General features: G+C 50.1%; 21 protein-coding genes. 12 read left to right on the top strand and 9 right to left on the bottom strand.

Annotation, left to right across the window (positions count from 1 at the left end):
• The first annotated feature begins 60 nt into the window (after positions 1–60).
• From WB237_RS08435 to WB237_RS08425, 3 genes are all read left to right on the top strand, one after another.
• Positions 61–798: a phosphatase gene (locus WB237_RS08435; protein ID WP_336212233.1), complete on the top strand. Its 738-nt coding sequence runs from the start codon at positions 61–63 to the stop codon at positions 796–798.
• A 20-nt stretch (positions 799–818) separates the two neighbouring features.
• The gene (locus WB237_RS08430) at positions 819–1,373 is read left to right on the top strand and encodes a TorD/DmsD family molecular chaperone (RefSeq protein WP_114978247.1); all 555 of its coding nucleotides are present in this window, start codon (positions 819–821) and stop codon (positions 1,371–1,373) included.
• A 96-nt stretch (positions 1,374–1,469) separates the two neighbouring features.
• A complete protein-coding gene (locus tag WB237_RS08425; protein WP_336212230.1) occupies positions 1,470–1,952 on the top strand; it encodes a DUF1097 domain-containing protein in 483 nt (160 codons plus the stop codon).
• A gap of 43 nt (positions 1,953–1,995) precedes the next feature.
• Here WB237_RS08425 and csgG read toward each other — a convergent pair whose 3' ends face one another.
• From csgG to csgD, 4 genes are read right to left on the bottom strand one after another with little or no spacing between them, the layout of a single operon-like run.
• Positions 1,996–2,829 carry a curli production assembly/transport protein CsgG gene (csgG, locus tag WB237_RS08420; RefSeq protein WP_025755858.1) on the bottom strand — a complete coding sequence of 278 codons (834 nt, stop codon included), beginning with the start codon at positions 2,827–2,829 and terminating at the stop codon, positions 1,996–1,998.
• Positions 2,830–2,855: 26 nt separating this feature from the next.
• The gene (csgF, locus tag WB237_RS08415; RefSeq protein ID WP_114978245.1) at positions 2,856–3,269 is read right to left on the bottom strand and encodes a curli production assembly/transport protein CsgF; all 414 of its coding nucleotides are present in this window, start codon (positions 3,267–3,269) and stop codon (positions 2,856–2,858) included.
• Positions 3,270–3,292: 23 nt separating this feature from the next.
• Complete coding sequence (gene csgE, locus WB237_RS08410) at positions 3,293–3,682, bottom strand: curli production assembly/transport protein CsgE (RefSeq protein WP_336212226.1); 390 nt, start codon at positions 3,680–3,682, stop codon at positions 3,293–3,295.
• Positions 3,683–3,686: 4 nt separating this feature from the next.
• On the bottom strand, positions 3,687–4,337 hold the full coding sequence (gene csgD, locus WB237_RS08405; RefSeq protein ID WP_114978243.1) for a biofilm master transcriptional regulator CsgD: 651 nt from the start codon (positions 4,335–4,337) through the stop codon (positions 3,687–3,689).
• A gap of 760 nt (positions 4,338–5,097) precedes the next feature.
• On the opposite strand from csgD, the gene csgB reads away from it, so the two are divergent.
• From csgB to ymdB, 5 genes are all read left to right on the top strand, one after another.
• On the top strand, positions 5,098–5,553 hold the full coding sequence (gene csgB, locus WB237_RS08400) for a curli minor subunit CsgB (RefSeq protein WP_336212223.1): 456 nt from the start codon (positions 5,098–5,100) through the stop codon (positions 5,551–5,553).
• Positions 5,554–5,594: 41 nt separating this feature from the next.
• A complete protein-coding gene (gene csgA, locus WB237_RS08395) occupies positions 5,595–6,053 on the top strand; it encodes a curli major subunit CsgA (RefSeq protein WP_114978242.1) in 459 nt (152 codons plus the stop codon).
• A 61-nt stretch (positions 6,054–6,114) separates the two neighbouring features.
• Entirely contained in the window at positions 6,115–6,447 is a 333-nt protein-coding gene (csgC, locus tag WB237_RS08390; protein WP_336212220.1) for a curli assembly chaperone CsgC, read from the top strand.
• A gap of 160 nt (positions 6,448–6,607) precedes the next feature.
• The gene (locus WB237_RS08385) at positions 6,608–6,928 is read left to right on the top strand and encodes a type 1 fimbrial protein (RefSeq protein ID WP_129996120.1); all 321 of its coding nucleotides are present in this window, start codon (positions 6,608–6,610) and stop codon (positions 6,926–6,928) included.
• Positions 6,929–7,032: 104 nt separating this feature from the next.
• A complete protein-coding gene (ymdB, locus tag WB237_RS08380; RefSeq protein WP_336212217.1) occupies positions 7,033–7,575 on the top strand; it encodes an O-acetyl-ADP-ribose deacetylase in 543 nt (180 codons plus the stop codon).
• Positions 7,576–7,591: 16 nt separating this feature from the next.
• Here the strand turns inward: ymdB and mdoC are convergent, their stop codons facing one another.
• A complete protein-coding gene (gene mdoC, locus WB237_RS08375) occupies positions 7,592–8,749 on the bottom strand; it encodes a glucans biosynthesis protein MdoC (protein WP_336212215.1) in 1,158 nt (385 codons plus the stop codon).
• A gap of 254 nt (positions 8,750–9,003) precedes the next feature.
• Here mdoC and mdoG point away from each other — a divergent pair, with 254 nt between their 5' ends.
• The 3 genes from mdoG (at position 9,004) to WB237_RS08360 (ending at position 13,390) form a co-directional block, all read left to right on the top strand.
• Positions 9,004–10,557: a glucans biosynthesis protein MdoG gene (gene mdoG, locus WB237_RS08370; RefSeq protein ID WP_114978237.1), complete on the top strand. Its 1,554-nt coding sequence runs from the start codon at positions 9,004–9,006 to the stop codon at positions 10,555–10,557.
• On the top strand, positions 10,550–13,078 hold the full coding sequence (mdoH, locus tag WB237_RS08365; RefSeq protein WP_028019082.1) for a glucans biosynthesis glucosyltransferase MdoH: 2,529 nt from the start codon (positions 10,550–10,552) through the stop codon (positions 13,076–13,078). Before mdoG ends, mdoH begins: the two co-directional genes overlap by 8 nt.
• A gap of 84 nt (positions 13,079–13,162) precedes the next feature.
• Positions 13,163–13,390 (top strand): YceK/YidQ family lipoprotein, encoded by a 228-nt coding sequence (locus WB237_RS08360; RefSeq protein WP_336212211.1) that lies wholly within the window; start codon positions 13,163–13,165, stop codon positions 13,388–13,390.
• A gap of 6 nt (positions 13,391–13,396) precedes the next feature.
• Here WB237_RS08360 and WB237_RS08355 read toward each other — a convergent pair whose 3' ends face one another.
• The 3 genes from WB237_RS08355 to WB237_RS08345 form a co-directional block, all read right to left on the bottom strand.
• Positions 13,397–13,771: a MysB family protein gene (locus tag WB237_RS08355; protein ID WP_114978235.1), complete on the bottom strand. Its 375-nt coding sequence runs from the start codon at positions 13,769–13,771 to the stop codon at positions 13,397–13,399.
• Positions 13,772–13,868: 97 nt separating this feature from the next.
• On the bottom strand, positions 13,869–15,086 hold the full coding sequence (gene mdtG, locus WB237_RS08350) for a multidrug efflux MFS transporter MdtG (RefSeq protein WP_336212209.1): 1,218 nt from the start codon (positions 15,084–15,086) through the stop codon (positions 13,869–13,871).
• Positions 15,087–15,226: 140 nt separating this feature from the next.
• Entirely contained in the window at positions 15,227–16,153 is a 927-nt protein-coding gene (locus WB237_RS08345; protein WP_336212207.1) for a Kdo(2)-lipid IV(A) acyltransferase, read from the bottom strand.
• Positions 16,154–16,375: 222 nt separating this feature from the next.
• Here WB237_RS08345 and trhO point away from each other — a divergent pair, with 222 nt between their 5' ends.
• The gene (gene trhO, locus WB237_RS08340) at positions 16,376–17,425 is read left to right on the top strand and encodes an oxygen-dependent tRNA uridine(34) hydroxylase TrhO (RefSeq protein ID WP_336212205.1); all 1,050 of its coding nucleotides are present in this window, start codon (positions 16,376–16,378) and stop codon (positions 17,423–17,425) included.
• A 41-nt stretch (positions 17,426–17,466) separates the two neighbouring features.
• Here trhO and WB237_RS08335 read toward each other — a convergent pair whose 3' ends face one another.
• A complete protein-coding gene (locus tag WB237_RS08335) occupies positions 17,467–18,042 on the bottom strand; it encodes a YceI family protein (protein WP_114978232.1) in 576 nt (191 codons plus the stop codon).

The raw sequence follows: 18,042 nt of genomic DNA, 5'->3' as shown, positions 1-18,042 counted from the left end.
TTTGCTAATATTCGCAGCAGATAACTGCTATCCTTTGGAAAAACCGCAGAGGAGAAAGAGATGTATCCCGTTGACCTGCATATGCACACTGTCGCCAGTACCCACGCGTATAGCAACCTCCATGATTATATCGCGCAAGCAAAGCTTAAGGGCATCAAGCTTTTTGCGATCACCGATCATGGCCCGGATATGGCAGATGCGCCGCACTACTGGCATTTTGTGAATATGCGGATTTGGCCGCGTCTGGTTGACGGCATTGGGATACTGCGTGGCATTGAGGCGAACATCAAAAATACCGACGGTGAAATCGACTGCACCGGCCCGATGCTGACGTCCCTTGATCTTATCCTCGCCGGTTTCCATGAGCCGGTTTTCCCTCCCCAGGATAAAGAGACGAACACCACGGCGATGATTGCCACTATTGCCAGCGGCAATGTGCATATTATCAGCCACCCGGGTAACCCGAAGTACCCAATTGATATTCAGGCTGTCGCTCAGGCGGCAGCGAAACACCGCGTAGCGCTGGAGATTAATAACTCCTCCTTTGTTCACTCGCGTAAGGGCAGTGAAGCAAACTGCCGTGAAGTGGCCGCTGCTGTGCGTGATGCCGGAGGCATGCTGGCGCTGGGCTCTGATTCCCATACCGCGTTTACACTGGGGGATTTTAGTGAGTGCCTGAAAGTGCTTAATGACGTTAATTTCCCGGAAGACAGGATCCTGAACGTGACACCACGCCGTATGCTTGATTTCCTGGTGTCTCGCGGAATGGAACCGATTGCCGAATTTGCCGATCTTTAATTGAGTAATGGAATAAAAAAATGAATGAGTTTTCCATCCTTTGCCGCGTGCTGGGTACGCTTTATTATCGCCAGCCGCAAGACCCGCTGTTGGTTCCCCTCTTTACGTTAATTCGTGAAGGTAAACTGGCGCAGAACTGGCCGCTGGAACAGGATGAGTTACTGGAACGTCTGCAAAAAAGCTGCGATATGCAGCAGATCTCAACGGATTACAACGCGCTGTTCGTTGGTGAAGAGTGTCGTGTTTCACCCTACCGTTCTGCCTGGCAGGAAGGGGCGACAGAAGCGGAAGTCCGTGCTTTCCTCTCTACGCGCGGTATGCCGTTGAGCGATACCCCAGCCGACCATATTGGTACGCTTCTCCTGGCCGCATCCTGGATCGAAGATAACGCCGGTGATGATGAGAATGAAGCCATCGAAACCTTGTTCGAAACGTATCTGTTGCCATGGGTCGGAACGTTCCTTGGCAAAGTCGAAGCACATGCGACTTCTCCATTCTGGAGAACGCTGGCTCCGCTGACCCGAGACGCCATCGCGGCAATGTGGGATGAGCTGGAAGAAGAAAACGAAGAGTGATCTAAATCACATTTATTATGCAACTCTATATTTTTACTTGCACGTAATGTGCTTGTGATCTCATTTCTATGGTGCGCTTCTGCTAAGATGCGCACCATGAACATATTACTTTGTATCGCATTAACCACTGGCATTCTCTCCGGACTTTGGGGATGGGTCGCTGTGTCTCTCGGGCTGCTCAGCTGGGCTGGGTTTCTTGGCTGCACGGCCTATTTCGCCTGCCCACAGGGTGGTGTCAAAGGACTCTTTATTTCAGGCTCCACGCTAATGAGCGGTGTTATCTGGGCGCTGGTGATTATGAAAGGCAGCGCACTGGCCCCGCATCTGGAGATACTGGGGTATGTCATGACGGGCGTGGTTGCTTTTTTGATGTGCATCCAGGCAAAACATCTGTTGCTTTCGTTCGTGCCGGGAACCTTTATGGGGGCGTGCGCGACTTTTGCAGGGCAGGGTGACTGGAAGCTGGTTGTCCCCTCGCTGGCGCTGGGGTTGCTGTTTGGCTACGCCATGAAGAACAGCGGTCTTTGGCTGGCGTCGCGGCGGGAAAAAGCGCAAAGCATCACTGCGGTGAGTGAATAAAAAAAGGCGAGATGATTATCTCGCCTTTTTTATGCGCTTCCTGTCAGGATTCCGGAGGAACTGACATATCGCGGTATTTCACCAGTATCGGGTTCTGCACATCTGCTTTGTTTTGCAAATCCCACAACCCGCGATCGATACCATCGTTGATTAAGAAGATAACGCCGGTTTCAATGGCAGACATCAGACACATCATGACCGGTTCGTTAGAGGTGTAACCAATTTCACCCTCCAGCAAACGCTGGTAGTCGATGAAGCGGAATACCCCAGCCTGTACTTCATAAGACAGAATGGTTTTGCTGGTGTTCACCGAAGAGAGCACTTCGCCCGTACTGACGTTAACCACACGCAGGTTAACGGCAATTTGGTCGAGCTGATACTGGGTATCAGCGCCGATACCGAAGTAACGCGCTCCTGCACCACCCGATTTAACGTTACTTTCGTAACCGATAATCGAACCTTCAATCATGACATTCGCGGCTGCCAGAGATTGCAGAGGCATCCGGTTATTGTCCGCGACGGTGCCATTTTCCTGCGCTGCACGAATAATTTTCCGCTCATTCAACAGGTTCTGTAGCCCCTGGCGTTCCAGAGGAATAAACCAGTGTGAATCCTTGAGTGCGGTAACCAGCATGGCAGTGGCACTTTGCGGCACCGCCGTAGAGAAGTTACTTGCCGGGTAAGGTTTAAATTGCCCGGTTTCATCCTGAATGTTGTAAACAGAGACAAATATCTTACCGGTTGGTGACGGTAAATGTGTTAAATCGCGATAACTTTGGGCCCGAGGCATTAATGTTGGTTTTGCAGCTTCTTTAGGTGGAGCAGTTAAACAACCGCTCAATAAGCACACTGCAACAAATATCAGGAAGCGCTGCATGATCATTGTCCTTATTCTGCTGTTGTTTAGAAGTCAGTTGAGTTAGTTTGTAGACCGGAAACCTGAATCGTTGAGGTTTTTCCGGTTTTACGGTCGGTAACGTTCAACTGGAGCTGTCCGTCCCTGTTGGCGATGTCGACAATAAAGTCGTTCGTCACCATTCGACCGGGTTTGCCGGTATTAATGTTGGTCAGTAACCCACCTAAAATCTGCGACTGGATAGCCTGGGTGAAGTTGTCCAGTGCGGACGGGGTATCGACGCTAAAATCCTTAAAGCTTGGATCTTTATAAGAATTTTGTGCCTGAGCTTCATTCAACATGAAGGCACCGTTATTAGGGTTTCCCCCAAAATTAGGGTTTCGGAACTGAAACGTCATATTTCCGGCCCAGCTTATGGGTGTTATTAGCATTATCGAAACAACTGCATATGCAATACGCATGACAGCCTCCGCATATCGGTTCGCTAGAACTCGTCTTTTGCTAAATCGCTGGTGCTTAATAGGGCTTTATCTATTTGCAGGCGATTAATAGCGTCTTCTGATTGAGCCAGTGCTATGGCGACGTTTTTATCGAAGTCCATTTTTGTGGGGAATAAAAACGTTTGAAAAATAACGTCCTGATTAGCCGTTATTGTGATCCAACTTCCCCATCGTGCACTGGGCCGCTCGTTGATTGTTATGTTTCCGGTATAAGTACTGTCCCATTTATCGCTGAAGGCACGGTAAAAACTGTGCCCGATAGAGGAGACTGTATGGTCTGTTAACAATCCGGGAACTTCGACCTCGACGGCCTTCAGGTTCCCGGCAGCGAGCAAGAAACCCGCTGCGGCGATCCAACTTAACGTGCGCTTCATGTGATTAACGCCTGAGGTTATCGTTTGCCCATGAAACCGCCTGAGTTCGGTTTTTTACAGCTATCTTCTTGAAAAGATTATAAAGGTGCGTCTTAACCGTATTTTCGCTGATAAATAACGAACGGGCGATTTCAATATTTGAAGCACCAATGCGTAACTTGTTCAGGATCTCTTTCTCACGGTGCGTTAGCAGTGCTGATTCTGAACTGTTGTAGCGATAATTTCCGGAGTGTGTGATGAGATAGCTGGCAAGCTTTTGCGAGAAATAACACTCCCCGCGCAATATACCCTGCAGGCCTTCCACCACCCGATCTTCTTCTTCAGTGACGTAGAAAACGCCATTGATATGCGGCCAGCTTTCAATATCTCTGAAAGGATACTCATCAGGCGTATTCAACAATAGCACGCGGATATTATTGTTTTTCCTGCTTAAAATATCCTGCCAGTAATGGATAAGCTTTTTATCAGCTTCCATCATATCGAGAAGAATAATGCTGCCAGGTGCAATATCATCAAAAGAACGTTGAATATTATGCAATTTCCCGTTCAGTGATAAAGTTTGCTTTAAATGTTGTAATAAAGCTGTCGCTTGCAAAGAAGGTTTTGTGATCAACAGTAATGTATGACCATGTAAACTATGGACTTCATTATACATGATGAAACCCCACTTTTTTTAGGCACCTGACAGTTGTCCTCCTGCGAAAAGAGGACACCAGAAGTACTGACAGATGTTGCACTGCTGTGTGTAGAATCAGACCATAACCTCCACAGGGAGGTAAATATAAAACCAATTTCGTACATCTAATTTCAATCTAGCTTTTACGAAGTTTAAAGCAAGTGTTAAACATGTAACATAATGTAAAAATCAATATTAATTTGTGAAATTTGACGTTTTGGAACATTGGTATTTGATAGGAAAGTTGTACACGTAAATATGTATGCACAGATTTTAAAAATCATACAAATATTTATATGTAATTGATTTAATTATAAATTAATTATTCTAATTTGATTGCGATTAGGTATGAGTTTCCGGTTTTTTCTAAGCCATGGAATGAGCGAGTTTCTGTCTTAAGAAAACACGCTTCGCGTCACGAGATGAAAAAAATGACATCCTGCCGTTACGTTTAAACAAAGCGGAATGAAGCGTGGACAGCCTTTTCCATGTTGTACAACCTGACAGAAAGAATCCTTCAATAAAAAGTAAACGCTCCTGTTTAAAGCGAATTTTTACGTAAATTACTACTTTGTGGTGACCCGATAAATAAAAATAATCCGCGTGGGTGAGATATTTAAAATGTTTCAGCGGACATACTCTTCACCGTAACGACGCGTTAACGTATCACGAGTCGTTTTAACAATATCTTTGTTACATGGTTATGGAGTACTTAAATAGCCAGGTCCAGGGTGACAACATGAAAAACACATCGTTATTTATGATGTTTACATTACTGGGTGCGCCTGGATTTGTAACCGCGGCTAATTCAGATTTAGCGAGAGCTGAATATAATTTCGCGGTTAACGAATTAAGTCTTTCATCTTTAAATCAGGCAGCCATTATTGGTCAACGAGGCATTCTTAACGACGCACAGGTTAACCAGGACGGTTCAAAACTATTATCCATAGTTTCCCAGGATGGGGCAGGTAACAGAGCGAGAGTTGATCAATCAGGAAGTTACAACATGGCCTGGATCGATCAAAGCGGCAACGGGAACGATGCAGGTATTACGCAAGATGGATACGGTAATAGTGCGAAAATTATCCAGAAAGGGTCGGGTAATAGAGCAAATATTACGCAGTACGGTACACAGAAAACCGCAGTTGTAGTGCAGAAACAGTCGCAAATGGCAATTCGCGTCATCCAACGCTAACTATTTCGCGACGACTTTAATCAATCCGATGGGGGTTTACCATGAAATTTTTCAAAGTGGCAGCACTCGCAGCAATCGTTGTTTCTGGTAGTGCAATGGCTGGCCTGATTGATCAGGGCGGATGGGGTCATGGACATGGTCATGGACATGGCGGATACAGCGGTCCAAATTCAACCCTGAATATTTACCAGAACGGTGGCGGTAACTCTGCTGTGGCTTTGCAGACAGATGCCAGAAATTCAGTTCTGAATATTAGCCAGACCGGTGGCGGTAACGGTGCTGATGTTGGTCAGGGTTCCGATGACAGTACAATTAACCTGACCCAGAACGGTTTCGGCAACAGTGCAACACTTGATCAGTGGAACAGTAAAAAATCGACTATGAATGTTAGCCAGTACGGTGGCCTTAACGGCGCATTGGTCGACCAGACTGCTTCTAACTCTACTGTCAACGTTACCCAGATTGGTTTTGGTAACCACGCGACAGCTCATCAGTACTGATACTGAAATCTGTGCTACAAAAAAACAGGGCATTTGCCCTGTTTTTTTTCGGGAGTTCATCATGAATACCTTAATTCTCCTCGCCGCGCTTTCCAGCCAAATCACGTTTAAAACGTCACAGCAGGAAAATATGACCACTATTATTCCGCAGGTCACTCTGACGGAGTCGTGCGATTGCCAGGTTCAGATTGTCTCTGAGCGAGAAGGGCAGAGCGGGCAAAGTTCTTCGCGGCAGCAAAATACACTTTTTATTCCCGCTAATCAGACGATTGATTTAATGCGGTTGAGTTTAAATATTGACGCGGGGGATACGGTAAAAATCGTTGTCACCATTACTGATGGAAAGTCGCTTCATTTATCACAACAATGGTCTCCGGCGGAGAAGAGCTTATAATCATTCATTAAATCAATATGTTATGAATGTGGCGGGCCTGCGGCGTTGAGCTATGCTGATATCAGGAACTGAGTAGTGATGTTCCGTAACGCGAGCCTTCGTTTGCCTTAATGAAGCGCGTTTACCCCTCAAGGACGATTTTCATTGAGGAGTGTATATAATGACCAAATATTTTGCTCAGCTTGCTACAGGCTTGGGTTTGATCGCTTCTGCTTTCATTCTCCCCGCTTATTCAGCCACCATTGCAAATGGTGGGGTAATTCATTTTCGTGGTGCCATTGTTGCAGACCCTTGTGAAGTCACGCCGCAACAGCGACAGTTTGCAATGTCATGTCCGGAAAAAAACCGTATGCAAACGCGGATGGTCAGTTATGAAGAGGCGCTTAATGGCACGGTGACCGATTCCAGCCTCGCCACTCTCAGCATGAAATACCTTAATCCTGAAAAAACGCTCGCGGTTGTCCAGATTCAGTATCGCTAATTCACTCTTTCGCTCTCCGGCAGAAGAGGATGTTGTCTGATAGTTTTTTCTCCCTGGCTCCTCTGCGATACACTTAAGAAAAAGGCGGGTTGCAGAGGGGTTTTATGAAACCGCAAATTGAAATCATTCATGGCGATATTACGACCATGCACGTCGACGTCATCGTCAATGCGGCTAATCCATCCCTGATGGGAGGCGGTGGGGTGGACGGTGCTATTCACCGGGCTGCGGGGCCACAGTTACTGGAGGCCTGCAAAGTCGTGCGTCAACAGCAGGGTGAATGCCCGCCGGGTCATGCGGTGATCACGCTTGCGGGTAATCTTTCTGCCAAAGCGGTTATTCATGCTGTAGGTCCCGTCTGGCATGGTGGTGACCAGCATGAAGCAAGTCTTCTGGAAGAGGCGTACCGAAACTGTCTGCGCCTGGCCGCCGACAATGGCTATAAGACGATGGCGTTCCCGGCCATCAGCACCGGCGTGTATGGCTATCCGAAAGCGGCTGCAGCGACTATCGCTGTAGAAACCGTTTACCGTTATCTGTCGCTCAAACCGATGCCGGAAAAGGTTATCTTTGTCTGTTTTGATGAAGAAACCACACATCTTTATCAACGGCTTCTGACTCAGCGTGGGCAGGAATCAGACGCCTGAAACAAGGGTGGCGCATTCAGTGCGCCGCCGTTGTTAATGACGCTTTCGCGGGTGGCTTTCCTGAAAACAGGAAACGCAGGAGTGGGATCCGCAGATGGATCTCATAGAGAACGATGGCAACCCCTACCACAAACACCAGTCCAGTAAAGAAACCCAGTGTGTTGGATGCAATATGCGGTGTGATGTAAGCCCCGAAGAACAGCGTCAGGGGATGGTGCACAAGATAAATAAACAGCGATGCATTCACGAAGTAGGTCACTCGGCTGGACTTAAAATTCAGCAAGCGGTGGCCCAGAGCGAATACTACATTGACCATCCACAAGCCCAGCAGCATGGTGATCACGCTCTCCGTTTCATACATCCAGGCGTCGCCGCTACCGTAGCGCTGATTCAGCAGATAAGCTGCAAACGCGAGGGTGGCCCCCAATGCGCACCACGGTGACGGGGTGATAAACAGCGATTTAAGCTTCGGATGAATAAATGCCAGTGCGCCGATCAAAAAGAATGGAATGTAGAACAGCGATTGCATCACCACGAAATTAAATAACCCATCACTTAAAATCGGCGGATAGACGATAAACAAGGTACGTCTCAAGGCGGCATAGGCGATCCCCAGCAGCAAAAAAAGTACGGACAGTTTACCCAGCGTAATGTCAGCGAAGAAGGTATCGGCTCTGTTGCTCAAATGATGGCGCAGACGGCTGAAAATCAACATACTGACCGTTGTGAGCACCACCAGAACCAGCAGGAACCAAAGGTGGGACACCAGCTCCCAAACCAGCGTGTTGTACTTTTCATACAGAGACAGATTCGGCCAGTTCTCCGCCTTGCCTTTGACGTATTGCAACATAATGAACTGCGGTAGCGTCAGCAGCGGAATGGCGGTCAACATGGGGATACCCACGCGCTCCACGCGCACTTTCCACCAGCGTTTGAGCGGGTAGCGCAGAAACAGCATATAAGAGAAGTAACCTGAAATGACAAAAAACACCTGCATGCGGAAGGCGTGAATAAAGTCATTAAACAGTGTCAGCCACCATGAAGGCGTCAGGCTGTTCACATGCCAGGTATGACTGGAGTAAATCAGCGAAATGTGAAAGGGGATCCCCAATAGCATCAGCCATGCCCGGATCGAGTCGAGGAAATATTCACGTTCTATCGGTGTTGTGCTCATATAACTTTGTGCATTCTCAGACTTTTCGCCTTATCCCTAAGACTCATAATGGTTACATTCGAAGCCAACCCTACACCAAGACCGACACCCTGTCTCCAGGATAAGCACGCAAAGTGAATAGCGGGTTCTTTCATTTGCTTAATCCATGAGCCAGCAGCTGAACAAAGCAGTGATAATGTTGTCGGATTGCCTGAGTTTCCATTAAAATGGATCGGATCGATATAAGCACACAAAGGGGGAAGTGCTTACTTATTATGAAACATAAACCACAGATGATGAAAATGCGTTGGTTAGGTGCTGCAGTCGTGTTATCACTGTATACCTCATCGGCACTGGCCTTTAACATCGATGATGTCGCAAAACAGGCAAAATCGATGGCAGGCAAGAGCTACGAAGCGCCAAAAAGTAACTTGCCCTCCGTTTTCCGCGACATGAAGTATGCGGACTATCAGCAGATCCAGTTCAATCACGACAAAGCGTACTGGAACAATATTAAGACCCCGTTCAAGCTTGAGTTTTATCATCAGGGTATGTACTTCGACACGCCTGTTGCCATCAATGAAGTGACGGCAACAGCTGTACGTAAGATCAAGTACAGCCCGGATTATTTTAATTTCGGCGATGTGCAACACGACAAAGATACGGTTAAAGACCTGGGCTTTGCAGGCTTCAAGGTGCTTTACCCGATCAACAGCAAAGATAAAAACGACGAAATTGTCAGCATGCTTGGTGCCAGCTACTTCCGCGTGATTGGCGCGGGGCAGGTTTACGGGCTTTCTGCGCGTGGTCTGGCTATTGATACCGCGCTGCCATCAGGTGAAGAGTTCCCACGTTTTCGCGAGTTCTGGATTGAACGTCCAAAACCAACGGACAAACGTCTGACTATTTATGCTCTGCTGGATTCCCCACGTGCGACTGGTGCGTATCGCTTTGTGATTATGCCTGGACGTGACACGGTCATTGACGTGCAGTCTAAAGTTTACCTGCGTGATAAAGTGGGCAAACTGGGCGTTGCACCACTGACCAGCATGTTCCTGTTTGGGCCAAACCAGCCGTCACCGGCGACTAACTTCCGCCCGGAACTGCACGATTCCAATGGCCTGTCTATTCATGCCGGTAACGGCGAGTGGATCTGGCGCCCGCTGAATAACCCGAAACATCTGGCGGTAAGCAGTTTTGCGATGGAAAACCCGCAAGGTTTTGGCCTCCTGCAACGTGGTCGTCAGTTCTCCCGCTTTGAAGATCTGGACGACCGCTATGACCTGCGTCCAAGTGCCTGGGTCACACCGAAAGGTGACTGGGGTAAAGGGAAGGTGGAGCTGGTTGAAATTCCAACCAACGATGAAACCAACGATAACATCGTCGCTTACTGGACACCGGATCAACTGCCGGAAGCCGGTAAAGAGATGAACTTCAAGTACGCCATTACCTTCAGCCGCGATGAAGATAAGCTGCATGCGCCGGATAACGCATATGTCATGCAGACTCGTCGCTCAACGGGTGATGTGAAACAGTCTAATCTTATTCGTCAACCTGACGGCACAGTGGCCTTCGTCGTGGACTTCACAGGTCAGGACATGAAGAAACTGTCACCAGATACCGCCGTTGCCGCTCAGGCCAGCATCGGTGATAACGGTGAAATCGTTGAGAATACCGTGCGTTACAACCCGGTAACGAAAGGCTGGCGTCTGACTCTGCGTGTGAAAGTGAAAGATCCGAAGCAGACCACTGAAATGCGTGCTGCGCTGGTCAGTGACGATCAGCCGCTGAGTGAAACCTGGAGCTATCAGCTACCTGCCAATGAATAATACATCTGAATATATTGATGCCATGCCGCTGACGGATATCGAAAAAGCGGCACTGCCTAAGAGCGACATCCGCGCGGTTCATACCGCGCTGGATGGTGAACATCATCAGTTTTCCCGGGATGATGATACGCCGCTGGGGTCAGTTAAGGCTCGTCTGGAGCAGGCATGGCCGGACTCGCTGGCAGAAGGGCAGTTGATTAAAGACGACGAAGGACGCGATCAGCTTCAGGCGATGCCGAAGGCTACGCGTTCATCAATGTTCCCCGATCCGTGGCGCACCAACCCGGTTGGCCGCTTTTGGGATCGCCTGCGCGGACGTGATGTGACACCGCGCTATCTGTCTCGCCTGACGAAAGAAGAGCAGGCCTCCGAACAGAAATGGCGTACCGTGGGGACAATCCGTCGTTACATCCTGCTGCTTCTGACGCTGGCACAGACGGTTGTCGCGACCTGGTATATGAAAACCATTTTGCCTTACCAGGGCTGGGCGTTCATCAACCCGACTGACATGATGGGACAGGATCTCTGGGTCTCCTTTATGCAGTTGCTGCCGTATATCCTTCAGAGTGGCATTCTTCTGCTGTTCGCTGTCCTGTTCTGCTGGGTATCGGCCGGTTTCTGGACCGCGCTGATGGGCTTCCTGCAGCTGCTGATGGGGCGTGACAAATACAGCATTTCGGCGTCAACGGTCGGGGATGAACCCCTTAATCCTGAGCACCGTACCGCGCTGATTATGCCTATCTGTAACGAAGACGTTGACCGTGTATTTGCGGGGCTGCGTGCGACCTGGGAATCCGTTAAGGCGACCGGAAACGCGGAGCATTTCGACGTTTACATCCTGAGCGACAGTTACAACCCGGATATCTGCGTTGCAGAGCAAAAAGCCTGGATGGAGCTGATTGCGGAAGTGCAGGGCGAAGGTCAGATCTTCTACCGCCGCCGCCGTCGTCGTGTGAAGCGTAAAAGCGGTAACATTGATGACTTCTGCCGTCGCTGGGGTAATCAGTACAGCTATATGGTGGTGCTGGATGCTGACTCCGTCATGAGCGGTGACTGCCTGAGCGGTCTGGTGCGTCTGATGGAAGCCAACCCGAACGCCGGTATTATTCAGTCATCGCCAAAAGCATCTGGTATGGACACGCTCTATGCGCGCTGTCAGCAGTTCGCCACCCGTGTTTACGGGCCGCTGTTTACCGCGGGTCTGCACTTCTGGCAGTTGGGTGAATCGCACTACTGGGGTCACAACGCCATTATCCGCGTGAAACCGTTCATCGAACACTGTGCGCTGGCACCGCTGCCGGGTGAAGGGTCGTTTGCTGGTTCTATTTTGTCGCATGACTTCGTGGAAGCAGCGCTGATGCGTCGTGCTGGCTGGGGCGTCTGGATTGCCTACGACCTGCCGGGTTCATATGAAGAGTTGCCGCCAAACCTGCTGGATGAACTCAAACGTGACCGCCGCTGGTGTCATGGTAACCTGATGAACTTCCGCCTGTTCCTGGTTAAAGGGATGCACCCGGTTCACCGTGCGGTATTCCTGACGGGCGTGATGTCTTATCTCTCCGCACCGCTGTGGTTTATGTTCCTTGCGCTCTCTACAGCGCTGCAGGTAGTGCATGCCCTGACGGAGCCGCAATACTTCCTGCAACCGCGCCAGCTGTTCCCGGTGTGGCCGCAGTGGCGTCCGGAACTGGCTATTGCGCTGTTTGCCTCCACTATGGTGCTGCTGTTCCTGCCTAAACTGCTCAGTATCATCCTGATCTGGTGCAAAGGTTCGAAAGAGTACGGCGGTTTCTGCCGCGTGACCCTTTCTCTCCTGCTGGAAGTGCTGTTCTCCGTACTGCTGGCGCCGGTGCGTATGCTGTTCCACACCGTGTTTGTGGTCAGTGCGTTCCTGGGCTGGGAAGTGGTCTGGAATTCACCGCAGCGTGATGACGACTCGACGCCGTGGAGTGAAGCCTTTATGCGCCATGGCTCGCAACTTCTGCTGGGCCTGGTGTGGGCGGCCGGGATGGCGTGGCTGGATCTGCGCTTCCTGTTCTGGCTGGCACCGATTGTATTCTCCTTGATTCTGTCTCCGTTTGTATCGGTCATCTCCAGCCGCTCAACGGTTGGCCTGCGTACCAAACGCTGGAAGCTGTTCCTGATCCCGGAAGAGTATTCCCCGCCGCAGGTACTCGTCGATACCGACAAATATCTGGAGCAGAACCGAAATCGCACGCTGGATGATGGTTTTATGCACGCCGTGTTTAACCCGTCGTTCAACGCCCTGGCAACGGCGATGGCGACTGCACGCCACCGTGCCAGCCAGGTGCTGGAGATTGCTCGCGATCGTCACGTTGAGCAGGCGCTGAACGAGACCCCGGAAAAACTCAACCGCGACCGCCGTCTGGTCCTGTTGAGCGACCCGGTCACGATGGCGCGTCTTCACTACCGCGTGTGGTCCGCTCCGGAGAGATACTCTTCGTGGGTAAATTACTATAAAGAACTGAAACTGAACCCGCTGGCGTTGAAGGCGAAGTAAGTTGTTAAATAGAGCGGGTAAGCGAAGCGCCACCCGCCAAATAAAATACCGGCTTAATCGCCGGTATTTTTTTAGAGGTTAGAGATGAGAATTATCATCGTCGTCATGATGGTATGCCTGCTTAGCGGCTGCGGCAGTATTATCAGTCGCACCATTCCAGGGCAAGGCCATGGAAATCAGTATTACCCGGGCGTGAAATGGGATGTCCGTGATTCCGCATGGCGCTACCTGACCGTGCTCGATCTACCATTCTCGCTGATTTTCGACACGCTGTTGTTGCCCATCGATGCCAGCCACGGCCCTTACGAATAGCGGAAATTAACGTTCGTCCCACTCATCGGCTGCGGTTTGACCCTCTTCCGTATCCAGCGGTGGTTCGAGCTGAAATTCGCCCTCGTCCCACTCATGAAGGGTATTTTCTTCCAGCCATTCCTGCCGTAGCTCGATTTCGTCATAGTCGCCGTCAAAGACGGCCTGCGCACCTTCACCGCTCAGGATCGGCAAACATTCCCCTTCTTCACCCTCTTCAGCAAAGAATTCGGCCTGCCACATAATATCTCCATCCTGCAGAACATATTTTTGGATATTTAGTTGCTGCACGTCAGCATCTTCTTCCTCAATGTCAGGGTTATCGGCGAGGAATTCTTCACGAGCGGCATCAATAGCTTCTTCCAGCGTGGCGTACATGGTCATTGGTGTCTCCCTGTTTTCCAGAAGGTTTCAGGGAAAGAATAGCTGAATATCGTATTCTGCAAGTATGAATGCAAAAATAAGCTGTCAGGCGTTCGTGTTATTCAGCCACCGGTCGTAACGCGCGGGATAAACTGAACCACGAATAAATTGCATTGAACAGCACCACGCCCGCCGTCACGATAAAGACGGCGCGAAAACCGAAGCTTGCAGAAATGCCTGCCCCGATAAGCGGCCCGGTGACGTTACCGATGTCACGAAATGACTGGTTATAGCTAAAGATTCGCCCGGCTATCTGATTCGTGGAGTTGTAGACCAGCAGGGTCTGGACGGCGGGGAGTAACGCCCCATCGGCAGCGCCCAGCAAAAAGCGCAGCACGCCCAGTTGCCATGGGGATTGCACCATCGACATGGGGATAAGCAACAGGACGGAAATCACCAGCGCACAGATCAGGACCTTTTCCGGGCCCACACGGTCTCCCAGCTTACCCAACCTCGGGGCACTAAGCAGCGCCGCCACGCCAGGTACGGAAGCAATAAGTCCACTGATAAACGCAATATTGCTGACATTACCCGCCAGATCGCGAACGTACAGCGTCAGAATTGGGGCAATCGAACCGGTAGCCACCTGAATGATCAGGGTCGTCACGAACAGGCTCAGCACCAGTCTGGGATTTTTCAGTGAGGTAAGAACATCCCTTGCATGAAGCATCTCTTTTTTGGCGACAGGCGTGAAGTTTTCCCGAATACAGATCAACGTGACGACAAAGCACAGGAAAAGCACGCTGGCGGTGATGAAAAAGACGGGCCGCAAGCCGTAATTATCCGCCAGCAATCCACCGGCCAGTGGCCCCAGTAAGGCACCGCTCACGCCACCCGTTGAAAGCGTCCCCAGTGCCCAGCCACTCTTGTGACGCGGAATTTGGGTGGCGATCAGGGCATTCGCATTGGGAATAAATCCACCGAGCAAGCCCAGTAACGCGCGTAAGATCAGGAACTGCCAGACATTCTGCGCAATACCCATCAATGCCATGATAATTGCCATCCCCAGCGCCGAGCGTAGCAGCATAATTTTACGCCCCTTACGATCAGCAAGGCCGCCCCAGAAGGGCGAGGCAATAGCGGAAAAGAGAAACGTGATGCTGAACACCAGACCAGACCACATATTGAGTGCGCTATGGCCCGATACGCCCAGTTGCTCGACGTAGAGAGGCAGGAAAGGCATGACCAGGCTAAACGCCGCACCGGTAAGAAAACAACCAAACCATGCAACTGTGAGGTTACGTTTCCAGTTTATGGGGGCATCTGAGGGTGACATAACAATCCGCATAATGAGGTGCAGAACACCTGAGGCATGAAGTAATAAGCCTGCTAATTATGCGCCTGGGTTATGGTTGCTGCAATGAGGAGGAGCTTTAAATGCTAAAACAGCATGCGGCCAGGAAGACCGCATGCGAGTTAATAGCGGGAAGGCGTGCCCTGTGGCCGCGTTTTAAAGCGACGGTGCAACCACATATACTGTTCCGGCGCGAGCATAATGCACTTCTCCACCACGCTATTCATCCAGCGAGCGGTGGTCTCTGCATCATCCAGCGGTGGCGCGAGTTCAGGTTCCAGCATAATCAGCTCGTAACCAGAACCATCCGGTTTACGACGGGGAACAAAAGGCACGATGGCGGCTTTGGACATCCGCGCCAGCATCCAGGTGCCGGTTGTTGTGGCGGCTTCTTCAACAGCAAAGAAGGGGACAAATACGCTGGATTGCGGACCATAGTCGTGGTCAGGGGCGTACCAGACCACTTCACCTGATTTAAGCGCGCGGATCATGCCCTTCAGATCTTTACGATCGATCATGCTTTTGTTGGAACGCATGCGGCCGTTGGTCTGGATTAAATCAATAACCGGGTTGTCATTTGGGCGATAAACGCCAATGCCTGGAGCCTGCATGCCAAACATTCGCGCCCCGATTTCCAGCGTCAGAAAGTGTACGCCAATCAGCAGGACACCTGTCTGATTCGCCTGAAGCGTATGCACTGGCTCCATGCCGGTTCCTGTCACTTCGCTCCAGCGTGCCATACGTTTGTCTGGCCAAAACCACGCCATACCGGTTTCCATGAGCCCCATACCAACAGATTCGAAATTTTTCGAGACCATGTCATGACGTTCTGACTCGCTCATCTGCGGAAAGCACAACTCAAGGTTGCGGTACGCAATTGTGGCACGACGCTTCATCAACTTTTGAGCGATATGGCCCAGAGATTTACCCAACCAGAAAATAACAGGGTAGGGAAGTTGCACCAGAAGCCATAAAAAGCCAATGCCAAGCCAGGTCAACCAATAGCGGGGATGCAAAAGGGCGACAGTAAATTTGGGTAACTGGGTCATGTCTTTCCTGTGTTCTAACGTCCTGTTTCGCTATTGTCTCATTTTTTGAGACATAGCCAAAATATCTGCGTTCGAAACGTGCACGAATACAGCAATTGTTAAGCCTGATTAACCAGGGCGAGTGAAATGTAGCGTAAATTGTGTGGATGTAAATTAACTTTGTTTGCTATATCATGCCGACCGATTTTTCATTCTCTCTAACGATCCCAGGACTTGTACACCATGCCAGTGTTACACAACCGCGTTTCGAATGAGATGTTAAAAGCGCGTATGTTGGCTGAAACCGAACCGCGCACAACCATCTCATTCTACAAATATTTCACGATCAATGATCCGCAAGCGACCCGTGATGAACTTTACCAGGCATTCACCACGCTGAATGTCTTTGGACGTGTCTATCTCGCTCACGAAGGGATCAACGCGCAGATTAGCGTACCGGAAAGTAAAGTGAATGCTTTCCGTGATTTCCTTTACCGCTTCGATCCGGCACTTGATGGCTTACGCCTGAATATTGCTCTGGATGATGACGGAAAATCGTTTTGGGTGCTGCGTATGAAAGTGCGTGAACGCATCGTGGCGGATGGCATTGACGATCCTGATTTTAACCCGGCGGATGTCGGTGATTACCTGAAGGCCGCAGAAGTGAATGCGATGCTGGACGATCCGGATGCCGTGTTCATTGATATGCGTAACCACTATGAGTATGAAGTGGGGCATTTCGAAAATGCGATGGAAATCCCGGCGGATACTTTCCGCGAGCAACTGCCCAAAGCGGTTGAGATGATGCAGGAACATAAAGATAAAAAGATCGTTATGTACTGCACCGGTGGCATCCGCTGCGAGAAGGCCAGCGCATGGATGAAACACAACGGGTTTAATAAGGTCTGGCACATTGAAGGGGGCATTATCGAGTACGCCCGCCGTGCCCGTGAGCAGGGCTTGCCGGTGCGCTTTATCGGTAAAAACTTTGTCTTTGACGAGCGAATGGGTGAGCGTATTTCTGAAGACGTGATTGCTCAGTGCCATCAGTGTGGCGCACCGTGCGATACCCATACCAACTGCAAAAATGACGGTTGTCATCTGCTGTTCATTCAGTGTCCGACTTGTGCTGAGAAGTTTAACGGCTGCTGTAGCGAACTGTGCAGTGAAGAGAGCATTCTGCCGGAAGAAGAGCAGCGTCGCCGTCGGGCTGGACGGGAAAATGGCAATAAGATTTTCAATAAATCTCGTGGCCGCCTGAATACCAAACTGGGTATCCCCGACCCGGAATAATGGTAACGCCCGGCAAGGTGAAAACCTGTCGGGCGAATTTATTATTTCTGTTGAACCCCCTCCACAGAAATAACCAGCTCGACATCCTGAGATGCCGGGCCTAAATCTGTTGTGATATTGAAATCTTTCAGATGAATTTTACCTGTTGCTTCAAAACCTGCACGTTTGCCGCCCCAGGGATCATCTCCCTGACCAATTAATTTCGCATCCAGGGTGACGGGTTTTGTTACGCCGTTAAGCGTCAGGTTTCCGGTAATATCCAGCTTATCACCCGCTTTTTTCACGTCCGTAGAGGTGAAGGTGGCTTGTGGGTATTTAGTGACATTCAGGAACTCTGCACTGCGCAAGTGTTTATCTCGTTCAGCATGGTTCGTGTCGACGCTGTTGGTATTAATGGTCACATTGACTTTATCGGCCGCAGGGTTTTTCTCGTCGAAGCTGAATGTGCCGTCAAAATCCTTAAAGGTACCGTACAGCCAGCTATATCCAAGGTGCTGAATACGGAAATTGACGAAAGCATGTTGGCCCTCTTTATCAATTTTATAATCAGCCGCCACGGCGGAACCGGTGGTGAATAACAGAGAACCCAGTGCGATACCCAGCAGGTGTTTTTTCAT

It is taken from the genome of Enterobacter sp. P82, assembly GCF_037053385.1.
Classification (GTDB): Bacteria; Pseudomonadota; Gammaproteobacteria; order Enterobacterales; family Enterobacteriaceae; genus Enterobacter.
This window is presented reverse-complemented; position numbering and strand designations above follow the sequence as displayed.

Coding starts and splice junctions, on each gene's coding strand:
- mdoG (WP_114978237.1), top strand. CDS start 9,004: ATGAAACATAAACCACAGATGATGAAAATGCGTTGGTTAGGTGCTGCA.
- csgB (WP_336212223.1), top strand. CDS start 5,098: ATGAAAAACACATCGTTATTTATGATGTTTACATTACTGGGTGCGCCT.
- ymdB (WP_336212217.1), top strand. CDS start 7,033: ATGAAACCGCAAATTGAAATCATTCATGGCGATATTACGACCATGCAC.
- WB237_RS08435 (WP_336212233.1), top strand. CDS start 61: ATGTATCCCGTTGACCTGCATATGCACACTGTCGCCAGTACCCACGCG.
- mdoH (WP_028019082.1), top strand. CDS start 10,550: ATGAATAATACATCTGAATATATTGATGCCATGCCGCTGACGGATATC.
- csgG (WP_025755858.1), bottom strand. CDS start 2,829: ATGCAGCGCTTCCTGATATTTGTTGCAGTGTGCTTATTGAGCGGTTGT.
- csgD (WP_114978243.1), bottom strand. CDS start 4,337: ATGTATAATGAAGTCCATAGTTTACATGGTCATACATTACTGTTGATC.
- csgF (WP_114978245.1), bottom strand. CDS start 3,269: ATGCGTATTGCATATGCAGTTGTTTCGATAATGCTAATAACACCCATA.
- mdtG (WP_336212209.1), bottom strand. CDS start 15,086: ATGTCACCCTCAGATGCCCCCATAAACTGGAAACGTAACCTCACAGTT.
- trhO (WP_336212205.1), top strand. CDS start 16,376: ATGCCAGTGTTACACAACCGCGTTTCGAATGAGATGTTAAAAGCGCGT.
- WB237_RS08360 (WP_336212211.1), top strand. CDS start 13,163: ATGAGAATTATCATCGTCGTCATGATGGTATGCCTGCTTAGCGGCTGC.
- csgE (WP_336212226.1), bottom strand. CDS start 3,682: ATGAAGCGCACGTTAAGTTGGATCGCCGCAGCGGGTTTCTTGCTCGCT.
- WB237_RS08385 (WP_129996120.1), top strand. CDS start 6,608: ATGACCAAATATTTTGCTCAGCTTGCTACAGGCTTGGGTTTGATCGCT.
- WB237_RS08355 (WP_114978235.1), bottom strand. CDS start 13,771: ATGACCATGTACGCCACGCTGGAAGAAGCTATTGATGCCGCTCGTGAA.
- csgC (WP_336212220.1), top strand. CDS start 6,115: ATGAATACCTTAATTCTCCTCGCCGCGCTTTCCAGCCAAATCACGTTT.
- csgA (WP_114978242.1), top strand. CDS start 5,595: ATGAAATTTTTCAAAGTGGCAGCACTCGCAGCAATCGTTGTTTCTGGT.
- mdoC (WP_336212215.1), bottom strand. CDS start 8,749: ATGAGCACAACACCGATAGAACGTGAATATTTCCTCGACTCGATCCGG.
- WB237_RS08345 (WP_336212207.1), bottom strand. CDS start 16,153: ATGACCCAGTTACCCAAATTTACTGTCGCCCTTTTGCATCCCCGCTAT.
- WB237_RS08430 (WP_114978247.1), top strand. CDS start 819: ATGAATGAGTTTTCCATCCTTTGCCGCGTGCTGGGTACGCTTTATTAT.
- WB237_RS08335 (WP_114978232.1), bottom strand. CDS start 18,042: ATGAAAAAACACCTGCTGGGTATCGCACTGGGTTCTCTGTTATTCACC.
- WB237_RS08425 (WP_336212230.1), top strand. CDS start 1,470: ATGAACATATTACTTTGTATCGCATTAACCACTGGCATTCTCTCCGGA.